13 protein-coding genes and 1 pseudogene are annotated in these 12,236 nt (G+C 38.6%); 9 read left to right on the top strand and 5 right to left on the bottom strand.

Annotation, left to right across the window (positions count from 1 at the left end):
* Positions 1-12: 12 nt before the first annotated feature.
* From CDG55_RS06550 to surE, 3 genes are all read right to left on the bottom strand, one after another.
* Positions 13-942 carry a LysR family transcriptional regulator gene (locus tag CDG55_RS06550; protein WP_087537405.1) on the bottom strand — a complete coding sequence of 310 codons (930 nt, stop codon included), beginning with the start codon at positions 940-942 and terminating at the stop codon, positions 13-15.
* Between the two features lie 153 nt (positions 943-1,095).
* On the bottom strand, positions 1,096-1,926 hold the full coding sequence (locus tag CDG55_RS06545) for a peptidoglycan DD-metalloendopeptidase family protein (RefSeq protein WP_087537404.1): 831 nt from the start codon (positions 1,924-1,926) through the stop codon (positions 1,096-1,098).
* A gap of 110 nt (positions 1,927-2,036) precedes the next feature.
* Positions 2,037-2,807 (bottom strand): 5'/3'-nucleotidase SurE, encoded by a 771-nt coding sequence (surE, locus tag CDG55_RS06540; protein ID WP_087537403.1) that lies wholly within the window; start codon positions 2,805-2,807, stop codon positions 2,037-2,039.
* A 103-nt stretch (positions 2,808-2,910) separates the two neighbouring features.
* Here surE and CDG55_RS06535 point away from each other — a divergent pair, with 103 nt between their 5' ends.
* The 9 genes from CDG55_RS06535 to purB all read left to right on the top strand — a co-directional run bounded on the left by CDG55_RS06535 (position 2,911) and on the right by purB (position 10,350).
* Positions 2,911-3,285 (top strand): MCR_0457 family protein, encoded by a 375-nt coding sequence (locus CDG55_RS06535; RefSeq protein ID WP_087537402.1) that lies wholly within the window; start codon positions 2,911-2,913, stop codon positions 3,283-3,285.
* Between the two features lie 147 nt (positions 3,286-3,432).
* A complete protein-coding gene (locus tag CDG55_RS06530) occupies positions 3,433-3,834 on the top strand; it encodes an MCR_0457 family protein (RefSeq protein ID WP_005159320.1) in 402 nt (133 codons plus the stop codon).
* A 113-nt stretch (positions 3,835-3,947) separates the two neighbouring features.
* A complete protein-coding gene (dacC, locus tag CDG55_RS06525; RefSeq protein ID WP_005159319.1) occupies positions 3,948-5,096 on the top strand; it encodes a D-alanyl-D-alanine carboxypeptidase PBP5/6 in 1,149 nt (382 codons plus the stop codon).
* Between the two features lie 91 nt (positions 5,097-5,187).
* Positions 5,188-5,724 carry a gamma carbonic anhydrase family protein gene (locus CDG55_RS06520; protein WP_087537401.1) on the top strand — a complete coding sequence of 179 codons (537 nt, stop codon included), beginning with the start codon at positions 5,188-5,190 and terminating at the stop codon, positions 5,722-5,724.
* A gap of 45 nt (positions 5,725-5,769) precedes the next feature.
* Positions 5,770-6,447, top strand: coding sequence for a DUF2625 domain-containing protein (locus tag CDG55_RS06515; RefSeq protein WP_087537400.1), 678 nt, complete (start codon positions 5,770-5,772; stop codon positions 6,445-6,447).
* Positions 6,448-6,530: 83 nt separating this feature from the next.
* Positions 6,531-7,019 (top strand): NUDIX hydrolase, encoded by a 489-nt coding sequence (locus CDG55_RS06510; protein WP_034602674.1) that lies wholly within the window; start codon positions 6,531-6,533, stop codon positions 7,017-7,019.
* A gap of 4 nt (positions 7,020-7,023) precedes the next feature.
* Positions 7,024-8,157: a tRNA 2-thiouridine(34) synthase MnmA gene (mnmA, locus tag CDG55_RS06505; RefSeq protein ID WP_087537399.1), complete on the top strand. Its 1,134-nt coding sequence runs from the start codon at positions 7,024-7,026 to the stop codon at positions 8,155-8,157.
* Positions 8,158-8,175: 18 nt separating this feature from the next.
* On the top strand, positions 8,176-8,907 hold the full coding sequence (hflD, locus tag CDG55_RS06500; RefSeq protein ID WP_005217064.1) for a high frequency lysogenization protein HflD: 732 nt from the start codon (positions 8,176-8,178) through the stop codon (positions 8,905-8,907).
* Between the two features lie 54 nt (positions 8,908-8,961).
* Positions 8,962-10,350, top strand: a complete 1,389-nt coding sequence (purB, locus tag CDG55_RS06495) for an adenylosuccinate lyase (RefSeq protein WP_087537398.1) — start codon at positions 8,962-8,964, stop codon at positions 10,348-10,350.
* A gap of 77 nt (positions 10,351-10,427) precedes the next feature.
* On the opposite strand, the pseudogene CDG55_RS06490 reads toward purB, so the two are convergent.
* Together CDG55_RS06490 and CDG55_RS06485 are read right to left on the bottom strand one after the other, a co-directional pair.
* Positions 10,428-11,146, bottom strand: a pseudogene (locus CDG55_RS06490) (IS256 family transposase); the annotation flags it as partial.
* 37 nt (positions 11,147-11,183) lie between these two features.
* Positions 11,184-12,170, bottom strand: a complete 987-nt coding sequence (locus CDG55_RS06485; RefSeq protein WP_004278529.1) for an IS110 family transposase — start codon at positions 12,168-12,170, stop codon at positions 11,184-11,186.
* Positions 12,171-12,236 lie beyond the last annotated feature (66 nt).

The following is a 12,236-nucleotide window of genomic DNA, read 5'->3' as shown; positions in this document are numbered from 1 at the left end:
ATGGCCTTTTTCTTAGGCTACACCTAGTAGAGATCGTCCACCAGGTAATTGAGAGAAATATTGTTTTAATGCATCAATACAACGATGTACTTTCATTGGGTATTGTTCACGCTTGGAAGTTAAAGCATGAAGCGTATAAGCAGGAAGTTGCCAATCAGGTAGAACTTCAACCAAAGAACCATTAATCAGTTCTTTTTGAATGTCCATATAGAGAATACGTGCAATACCATGCCCCTGCTGGCACAAGGATTTAGCAACAAAAACATTGTTTGTGCCTAAGCGTGTTTTCATATCAACATTGACAATTTCACCACTCAAACCATGACGGAAGGCAAAATGTTGATAATTTTGCATCAATGTAACAGGTAATAATTCGTGATTTCGTAAATCTTCTGGGCGAGTAATAGTTGATGCTTGATTGAGATAACTTGGCGATGCAACAAGAACCTGATCAACTCTCGCTAAAGGTACTGCGGTGAGCTGATGATCATCAACACGCAGGCTCATCCGTATTGCGATATCAATCCGCTCTTCAATCAAATCAATATAACGGTGGTCTGCTTCAAAATGAATCGCTAGACCTTTATGTGCTGACATCCAATGAGATAGTGCTGGAATGACATGCAAGGCACCTAATTCAGGTGTCGTCGCAATACGTAAATCTCCAACAAGATCGTCGCGCAGTTCATTGATACGAATTTTGCCACGTTCAGCGGCAGCCAACATTTCTTGGCAACTGAGAAAAAATGCTTGTCCTGCTTCTGTAAGACTGAGTTTTCGAGTAGAACGATGAAGTAAAGTGACATCCATTTCATGTTCTAAAGAACGAATTTGTTGACTGACTGCACTTGTTGTAATTCCTAATTCTCGTGCTGCACCACTAAAAGAACTTTTTTCAACAACGCAAGCGAAGACCCCCATTGCACGCAATTGATCTAGCATAGACTTCTCTCTTAATTTATTAAAATATGCTTATTGTTCTAATTAAAGCAATCTCAATAAGTATACAAGGAAGTCTATCCTTAAACTAGCGATTATTAATAATTTATTGAAAGATTATTAATAATTTATTGAAAGATTATTAATTCGGCTATTTTAGTTTGGTAAAACTGTCATTGGATTCACAGGCTTACCATCTAAACGAACTTGGAACTCAAGCATGATACGTGAAGCACCTGAAGAACCCATTTCTGCAATTTTTTGACCAGCAGTCACATTATCCCCACTCTTGACTAACATCTTACTGTTATGCGCGTAGGCCGTAATATAACCATCAATATGCTTAATCAAGACTAGATTGCCATATTCTTTTAAACCATCAGCAGCATAGACCACTTGCCCATTTGCAGCAGCAAAAATTGGATCACCTTCATTACCACCGTAACGTGTTCCTTTGACGTTATTTGCCAAATTGAAAGTTTGAATGATCGCTCCATTTGATGGTTTTACCCAACGTAAACTCGAAGCAAGCGTCGTTGAAGATAGTGTAACAGGATTTGCTGGAACAACAGCTTTGGGTATAACAGGCTGTGTCTTAGGAACAACAGGTTGTTGTGTTGGCAAGTTAATCGTTTGACGTTGAATCGGCGCGGTTTGTACCACTGCTTGTGTAGATGTAGTTCGTTCTGCAACAGAACCTTTTAAACGTAATGATTGATTGACATAAATACGATAAGGCGGCGCAATATCATTCAGCACAGCAACATCTAAATAATTCAATCCATAACGATTTGCAATTGCACTCAGCGTATCGCCTGAACGTACTGTGTAATAATTGGGTGCTTGCTGTACATAACGATTACCACCTTTTACTTGTGGTTTTGATGCACAACCTGTAACGACGACAATGCTTGTTACTGCCATAGACAACACGATTGTTTTAATCATTTTTCGTGATAGAAAAATCGAGACATGGTTTAAATGCATCTTCGCCCTCATCGAAAAAACCTTAATTTATTTGCGCCTAAGAGTACCAAAAAAGTGAGAAAAAACGAGTTCTCACTTTCTATATTCACAAAGTTATAACATAGCCACTGCTAACCATTTACATGAAGATGTAAATTATCGAGTACAGCATAATTAGTTGCATCCATTTGAATCGGCGTGATACTGACATAATCATTCGCGACAGCAAAGAAATCAGACTGAATATGACTTGAAGCGGATTGAGGTTCTGTAACTGCCTCACCGGCTAAACCAATCCAATAGACTTGGCGACCACGTGGATCGACATGGCTACTAATTGGTTTGGATTGTGCTCTACGACCTTGATAGGTGATTTGTGTCCCTTTAATTTGCTCAACATCTGGGATATTAATATTAAAAATATGACGGGGCGGCAAAATTGGTAGTCCATTCGCAATAAAATCATGAACCCATTGTGCAGCTTTCGCATAATGCTCAGGATGTTCATAGGAACGTACATTTGAACCTGCTAATGAAACTGCGATTGCAGGATGTTTCATTAGGCGACCTTCAAATGCAGCACCAACCGTACCTGAATATAGAACATCATCGCCGAGGTTTGCGCCACTATTAATACCACTGACAACAAGATCAAATTCAAAATCGAATAGACCATTCATTGATAAATAAACACAATCTGCGGGCGTTCCATTCACAGCCCAAACATCCTCTGCAATCTGAACGGGTCGTAACGGTCGATCTAATGTCAACGCACTTGAATAACCACTCCTCTCACTTTCAGGTGCAACCACGACGACGCGTCCTAAAGGCTTTAACGCTTGTGCTAGAGCCTGTAAGCCTGGTGCAAAAACACCATCATCATTTGCTATTAAAATATTCACTTTGATCTTGTCTCTTCAAATGTTACTACGTAGTTTTTTCAATTGAATTATTCAATGAATTATATATATTTGTAACTTCATAGTATTAGAAATTTATGCCGCCATGAGACATTTATCTACTTTTATCCGTGTTTTAGGGGTAAGTTTTTCACTTCTAACAGCACCCGTAATTTTTGCAAACACAACGGTTTCAGCTAAAGAAGCAGACGCACTCATCAAAGATGATATTGCCAATGCGCAAGTCCTCATTGAAATGTGCCCAAGCATAATTGGAAAAAATGCTAAATTTGACGAAAACATCAAAAAGATGGTGGGTTCTTATTTAAGCACGTATTCTGATAAGTCAGCTTCCCTTGAGAGTCTACAAAAAGATGGAGAATTCCAATCTTTATTGAAAGATGCTCGTGAAGCAGCGAAAGAAGTTGAAAAAGCTGAACAAAAGTCAGTATGTGAAGATGTATTAAATTTTGAAGGCTAATATGCAATTAAAATTTGGAAGCGTTTTCAAATTTAAGATTTGAAAACGCTTCCGTTTAATTTCCTACAGCAAACATACAATCTACTGATATTTTTATGCTATAAGCTATTCAAATTCTTTAAGTCTTGTTTCTGAGTTTGAGTTCTTATGAAGAAAAATGTTTTCAAAACACTAGGTTTATCATTTCTCATTACCTCTAGTCTTTTCACAACAACTGTATTTGCCGCAGAAAAAAAATCTGAACCTGAAAAAATTGAAGTTACACCAACATCTGAAGGCGTGACTCCTCAAGAACTTGCTGCAATTTATGTATTGTCAGAAATCTGCCCAGATTTAATTGGCAAAGATCTAAAATTTAATAAAGCATATGACAACCTCGTCAAATCATACTTATCAAATGAACCAAATGCTGTAGACATCCTCAATAAACGTGCTAAAACCAAAGAGTTCCAAGCTCCTCTTGCTGAAGCGCGTAAAGATGCGAAGGCTGCATCTGAAGATGATAATCGTCAAATTTGCGATGATGTTCGGAATTATTATTCTAAGTAACTGATTAGTTACAATACTGCATGAAAAAGCCGACTTCTACCGTAGAAGTCGGCTTTGCTTTGTCCTAAAATGCTAGGCTCATCTGCTTCACACAAGATATTGGAACACCTAGAATGACTCAAAAAAGCGCTCTTGCTGCATTATTACTTTTGCCAAGCCTTTCATATGCAGCGACTGTCCTACCGTCTCCACCAGAATTAAATAATAAATCCTATGTATTAATGGATTACGAGACAGGACAAATCCTTGCTGCAAAAAACGAAAATGAAAAACTCGCACCCGCGTCTATGACCAAAATGATGACAAGCTACATCATAGAACAAAAACTTTTAAAGGGTGAATTAACAGACAACGAACAAGTCCGTATGAATGAATCAGCATGGTGTCGTGGTACCAGTGCTGAATCATGTATGTATGTACCATTAAATGGTACAGCAACTGTCCTAGAAATGTTACGTGGCATTATTATTCAATCAGGCAATGATGCATCTAAAGCAATGGCCGAACACATTGCGGGCAACGAAGGTACATTTGCCCATATGATGAACCAGGAAGCCAAACGGATTGGCATGGTGAACACCCATTTCATCAACTCAACAGGGATGCCTGCTGAAGGTCATTACTCAACAGCAAAAGATATGGCTGTTCTTGCTCAACACATTATCAAAGATAGCTCTAAATACTACCCGATCTATTCAGAAAAAGAATTTACGTTTAATGGTATTAAGCAAGGCAACCGTAATGCATTGCTTTATACAGACCCAAGCGTTGACGGTTTGAAAACAGGTCATACGGATGAGGCTGGTTACTGCTTAACCACATCAAGTAAACGTGGTCCAATGCGTTTGATTTCAGTCATCTTCGGTACGCCAAGCATGAACGAACGTGCTGGACAGACTCGGACATTATTAGCATGGGGTTTTGCAAACTTCGAGACTGCAAATGTACAACCTGCTAACCAAGTGCTTGCTAAAGCAAAAGTATGGTTTGGTAAAGAAGATAATGTTCAAATTGGTCTTGCTGAAAACTTCAACGTAACCATGCCTAAAGGTCAAGCGGACAAAATCAAAACTCAACTTGTAGTTCAACCTAAATTGAATGCGCCTTTAGCCAAAGGTCAAGTTGTGGGTAAATTAGTTGCAAGCCTTGATGGTAAAGTGATTGCAGAGAAACCACTAGTTGCATTAAAACCTGTTGAAGAAGCAGGCTTCTTTGCTCGTCTAATTGACCATATCAAGATGTTCTTTAGTAACTTATTCTAATTTTAGAATTGCTGATATTAAGCATTCATGCTCTTGGGCATGAATGCTTTTTTATTTTATAATTCATCTATATTTTATATTGATCATACTCATGGCTAAGAATATTCGTCCCTATCTCGATCAAAAACCTGATGTTGATTCAAGCTGTTATGTGGATGACATGTCTGTCATCATCGGTGATGTCAAATTAGCAGAGAATGTTTCTGTTTGGCCTTTTGCCGTGATTCGTGGTGATGTCAATTCAATTCAGATTGGCAAAAACAGTAATGTACAAGATCATTGTATGTTACATGTCAGTCATAAAAATCAAGCTAAACCAAATGGTTCGCCTCTCATCATTGGCGAAGATGTGACGGTTGGACATCATGTGACTTTACATGGTTGTACCATTGGTAATCGTGTCCTGATCGGGATTAATACCGTTGTTTTAGATGACGTGATTATTGAAGATGATGTAATGATTGGAGCAGGTAGCCTTGTGCCACCACGTAAAGTGTTAAAAAGCGGTTATCTCTATGTCGGTAGTCCAGTACAACAAGTTCGTGCGCTGACTGAAAAAGAAATGGAATTCCTTCCTTATTCAGCACGCCATTATGTGAAAGTGAAGGATAATTATAAGAATAATTAAATTTATATCCATTTAATCAATTCACACTAACGAACTCAAAGAACAATGAAACAACTAAATGAACTAATAGATACTAAGGAATCAGGCTGGATTCTCATTAAAAGCTGGTTGGAAACAGCTAAGAATCAATTTGAAATGCTACCTAATAATATAAACAGAGCAGAAAGTGAATTACTTTCAATCCAAGTGACGACTCGCTCCTCAATGGGAGCTATGATTTATGAAACTGGTGGTTTACTCATTGATCATGGATGGTTGAGAGTTTTAGGTTCTGGCAGCAAAAGGTTAGATCGTGGAATTCATGAATGGAATATTGGAAAAACAATCACCCAACAACATAAGCAACCTGATTATTTACTTATAGCCGACGATATTCTGGGTGGTTATTTTTCGATAAATTGTGGTGGTTTGGGAGAAAACTTAGGTGATATTTATTATCTTGCTCCCGACTGTTTAAGATGGGAGAATTTAGAGATTGGTTATTCAGATTTCTTAAATTGGTGTTTAAATGGCGATCTCGATCAATTTTATGGCTCTTTAAGGTGGAATAATTGGAAAACTGATATTCAAGAACTTACTGGGAATCAGGTCTTTTCATTTTATCCTTTTCTATGGACACTAGAAGGAAAGAATATAGATGAATTAAGCAAAAAGGCTATTTCAATTGAAGAAAATTTCTGGTTGCTGGATACAATTATTAATGAAATTAAAAATTTAGATTAATTCAATAATTCCCCATCAGCACTACCATAGCCAAAAACTCTCAAATTTTGTAGAATACGTTTTTTAAAATCATGGTGCTTTCTATGACCGCTTGGACACCCCATGTCACAGTCGCTACTGTAGTCGAAAAAGACGGACGTTTTCTGTTTGTTGAAGAACACAGCGAAGGCTTTGTACATACCGTGTTTAATCAACCTGCGGGACATGTAGAATGCGATGAGACCATTATTCAAGCAGCGATTCGTGAGACCTTAGAAGAAACAGGTCATCATGTTGAAATTGATCATCTTCTTGGGATTTATACCTATACTCCCCCGATGTTTCCAGATCGTACCTATTACCGTTTTTGCTTTTTAGCACATGTCACCTCAGTTGAAGAAAATGCGCAACTGGATACAGGTATTGTTGGTACAGTATGGATGAACTTAGATGAGCTACAAGAATCAGCACGTGCTAGAAGCCCATTGGTTGTAAAAGTAATTGAAGATGCCCTTGCTGGCAAAAAATATCCCTTATCGCTCATTTATGAGCACCCTTTCTCTCCCTCATTAACTTCTCATTTGGATGCTTAATTAGATGCAACAACGTGTCATCGTCGGTATGTCTGGTGGTGTAGACTCCTCTGTTTCTGCCGCATTATTACTTCAACAAGGATATCAAGTTGAAGGTCTTTTCATGAAAAACTGGGAGGAAGATGATGGTACGGAATACTGCACAGCACTTGAAGACTTAGCTGATGCGCAAGCCGTTGCAGATAAAATTGGTATCAAGCTGCACACTGCGAACTTTGCCATGGAATATTGGGATCGCGTGTTTGAACACTTCTTGGCTGAATATGCTGCAGGTCGCACACCAAACCCAGATATCTTGTGTAATAAAGAAATTAAATTCCGTGCCTTCCTCGATCATGCCATGACTTTGGGTGCAGACTTTATTGCAACAGGTCATTATGCGCGTCGTGGTGCAAGCATGCAAAACTCGCGTGGCGAAACCTATGCTCCATTACTCCGTGGTGTGGATAATAATAAAGACCAAACTTATTTCTTACATGCAGTGCATGGTCGTGAAATCAATAAGACGCTGTTCCCTGTCGGTGAAATCGAAAAGCCCGAAGTTCGTCGCATTGCTGAACAACTTGATTTAGCAACTGCCAAGAAAAAAGACTCGACGGGTATCTGCTTTATTGGTGAACGTCGTTTCACCGATTTCTTAAAACAATATTTACCTGCACAAGCTGGAAAAATTGTTTTAGAGTCAGGTAAAGAAGTTGGTGAACATCATGGCTTGATGTACTATACGCTCGGTCAACGCGGTGGTATTGGTATCGGTGGTATGAAAGGTGTACAAGAAGGTGCATGGTTCGTACTCCATAAAGATATTGCCAATAATCGCTTGGTGATCGGTCAAGGACATGAGCACCCACTCATGCAAAGCACACAGCTTTGGAGTGAGTCGATTGATTGGGTCGCAGGTGAACAGGACATCCCAAGTACAGGATTCCGATGCACGGCAAAAACCCGTTATCGCCAGCCTGATCAAGCGTGTACAATTTATCGTGATGAGCAAACCGAAAATGGTATTCGAGTTGAGTTTGATGAACCACAAAGAGCTGTAACTCCTGGACAAAGCGTGGTGTTCTACTCCGGAGAAGTGTGCTTAGGTGGTGGTGTGATTCACCATACCAATGCACCTGAACCAGATTTTATTTAAGGAAATTGGAAGCGAAGCATGGTGGAGTTACCCTTTCAGCACGCCCAAGCGTTGAATGTTCGACAAAATCGTGCTTTAGCATTGGCTGCTGTGTTTCAAGCAACTCAGCTCACGCATATGACTGCAATGGCGGGTCAGCAAAGTATTGGCGATAGCGGTAATTTTTATTTTGAACTACTGATTAAAGCCAGTCTTAATATTCGCCCAGCCACCAACAATGCCACTCAAACTTTAGATTTTTTTAATCAACTTGCAGATATCTCTCTTGGTTTAAAAACATTAGAAGGTTGTATAACCCAACCTTTTAATACTGCGCCTAAATCTCGTATTCCGAAAATGTCGACTGCTAAACTCCCAATGTCTTATGCAATGGCGTTATTGCAATTAGAAAAGAAAGTGTATAGCAATCCTGAATACGTCAAAATTATCGAAGCAGCTCAGCAAAAAATATTAAAACAGCTTTCATTTTTCGATAACAACTATTTGCATCCAAGTATTATCGCCAACCTTGCACAAACTTATGTGGAAACAGCAGGACAAATCAATCCTCGTATTTTAGTTCGCGGTAATGCTGAAGCATTTAAAGACATCAATCATACCAACCGTATTCGTGCATGCTTATTTACTGGCTTACAACTTGCACATTTATGGAAGCAGCTCGGTGGTAGCTCTTGGAGTATGATTTTTACTAAACGTAAGTTATTACAAGATATTCAAGCTCTCGCTCGTTTACAGTATCAGGTGGTATAAACCGATGCTAAGACGAATTTATTTTTATGTTTATTCCAAAATTAAGGAATCTGTATGAATGCTTTAACCGCACTCTCACCACTTGATGGACGTTATGCAAGCAAATGCGATGCGTTACGCCCTTTTTTGTCTGAGTTTGGTTTAATCCACGCTCGTGTTACGGTTGAAGTGCGTTGGTTACAAGCACTTGCAAATCGTGCAGAAATTATTGAAGTTCCTGCTTTTTCTGCTGAAACAAATGCAGCATTAGATGCGATCGTAACCAATTTCTCTGAAGAAGATGCGAATCGTATTAAAGAAATTGAACGTACGACGAACCATGATGTAAAAGCGGTTGAATACTTCCTTAAAGAAAAAATTGCCAATATTGATGAGCTACAAAATGCGGGCGAATTTATTCACTTTGCATGTACCTCTGAAGACATCAACAACTTGTCTCATGCATTAATGCTTAAAAATGGTCGTGAAGTTTTAGTTTCAAGTATGAAACAAATCCTTAATGCGATTTCTGCTTTGGCAATCACACATGCTGAACAACCAATGTTGTCTCGTACACATGGTCAAACTGCAAGCCCGACTACATTGGGTAAAGAGATGGCAAACGTTGCTTATCGTTTAGCGCGCCAAATCAAGCAATTTGAAAATGTCGAATTACTTGGCAAAATCAATGGTGCTGTCGGTAACTACAATGCTCACCTATCTGCTTACCCAGAAATTGACTGGGCTGCACATGCTCAAGCATTTGTAGAATCTTTAGGTTTAAGCTTCAACCCATACACCACACAAATTGAGCCACACGATTATATGGCTGAATTGTTTGATGCATTACGTCGTTACAACACCATCCTGATCGATTTTAACCGTGATGTTTGGGGCTATATCTCACTAGGTTACTTCAAGCAAAAATTAAAAGACGGTGAAGTTGGTTCTTCAACAATGCCTCATAAAGTAAACCCAATTGACTTCGAAAATTCTGAAGGTAACTTAGGTATCGCAAATGCGGTATTGGGTCATCTTGGTGAAAAACTTCCTGTTTCTCGCTGGCAGCGTGACTTAACTGACTCAACTGTTCTTCGTAACATGGGTGTTGGTTTTGCACAAAGCTTGATTGCTTTTGATGCTTGCTTAAAAGGTATTGGTAAACTTGAGTTGAACGCGAACCGTTTAAATGAAGATTTAGACCAAGCACAAGAAGTTCTTGCAGAACCAATCCAAACCGTTATGCGTCGTTATAACGTTGAAAAGCCATACGAAAAATTAAAAGCATTGACTCGTGGTCAAGCAATGACCCGTGACATGATGGTCAATTTTGTGAATGGTGATGAATTATTACAAGTTCCTGCTGACGAACGTGCACGTTTGGCTGAATTAACACCTGCAACATATACAGGTAATGCGGCTGAACAAGCGAAACAAATTAATGATCTAATTAGCAAAATCTAAATTTTGTTGATTTAAAAAGCAAAGCCTCGGCTTTGCTTTTTTTATGAGCCTGTAAATAATTCTGTGTAAATGCAGATTTAAAAATATCTCGTTACGCGCTCTACAAACATGATGCTAAAACGATTCATAGCAGCTTTCCAATTTTGGATAGGCATTGTCCATTTTTTGCTTGCTGCCATAATCGCTAAATATACCACTTTTCTCACTGAATCATCCGTTGGGAAGATTTTTCTTTTCTTCGTCACATGACGGATAACACTGTTCAGTGACTCAATTGCATTTGTCGTATAAATTGCTTTACGAACATCCATTGGGTAAGCAAAAAACGTGTTTAAATTCGACCAGTTGGATAACCATGACTTGCTGATTTGAGGGTATTTGTCATCCCACTTTTGCCCAAATTCATCTAAAGCCTGTAACGCTGCATCTTCCGTAACAGATTGATAAATCCTCTTTAAATCGGCAGTTACAGCCTTATAGTCTTTCCAACTCACATATTTGAGATTATTGCGTACCATGTGGATGATACACAATTGAATATAGGTATCAGGGTAAATTGTGTTGATCGTATCAGGAAAGCCTTTTAAGCCATCTACACAGGCAATCAGAATATCCTTTAAACCACGATTTTTAAGTTCGGTCAGGACAGATAACCAAAATTTAGCACCTTCGTTTTCTGACATCCACATGCCTAATAGGTCTTTCTGTCCATCAGTATTGACGCCTAATGCGAGGTATACGGCCTTGTTTATAACTAAACTGTCTGACGTACCTTAACGACGATACAATCCATATAATGAGATACCGTCTTGGTAGTCAATCAGGCTTTGAGATTATTCGACCAATAAATAATCTCTTTGATAGGCAGTCTGATGTTTTAAAACGCCATAACACAGATGTATAAGCTTGCGCATTGCAGCACCTAAAGCACACATTTTATTTTTACCCTGGCTTAATAATCGTTGATATAAAGCTTCAATGTGTGGATTATATTTAATCGCTGTTAATGCTGACATATACAATACTGAGCGTATTTTACTGTCACCTGCTTTTGATAAGTGACTTTGCTTGTTGACTGAACTGCCAGACAACTGATGTACTGGAACCAAACCTACATATGCAGCAGCTTGACTTGCTTTTTCAAACTTGTGCGAATGAAATAACCCCAACAGTAATAAGCCTGATCGTTCACCGATTGAAGGAATAGTTTGCAGTAATTTCAAATCCTGTTTCAATGTTGGATCTTGATCTATGTGATTATTTATTAACTTATCAATATGTTCAAGTTGCTGATTTAAATACTCAATATTCTCTTCAAGTAATTTAATCACAACAACGGAGGTATGAGTGGACTGCGCCTTTTCAAGTCGATTCTTTTCCTGCAATAGACTACCTAGATAGACATCTCGTCTGCCTAGTAAAGCTTTTAATAATCTGACATTTTCAGGTTCAGGCTGCCATATGATTAACTTTGCGGTGTAACCATAACGTGAAAGAGCTTCACTATCAGCTTTATCCGTTTTATTTAGCATGGACATGCCTTTGGCAAAGGCTCTTACTCGTGAAGGATTAGCCACACAAACCTTTACACCTGCATCATATAGATAATATCCCAAATTCTCATGATAAACCGAAGTCGCTTCCATGATTGCTGTCACTTGATCAGGTTCAATTTTAAGAGTGATTAGCCATTTGAGCAGACTGCCAAAGCCACTTTCTGTATTAGTAAATATTTTATTTTTTCTTTTTCCAGTCAAACCTTGAGGGAAAATGCAACAATCTATTTTGGTTTTACTGACATCAATACCTAGCATAATCATGGTGATATTCCTTGAGTTTAAGCTATGTTTTTTATCCCATTAACCATCATCTTACCTTGTGAATAC

The organism is Acinetobacter sp. WCHA45, assembly GCF_002165255.2.
Lineage (GTDB): Bacteria > Pseudomonadota > Gammaproteobacteria > Pseudomonadales > Moraxellaceae > Acinetobacter.
The sequence above is the reverse complement of the archived record's forward strand: the minus strand, read 5'-3'. Positions and strand labels throughout refer to the sequence as shown.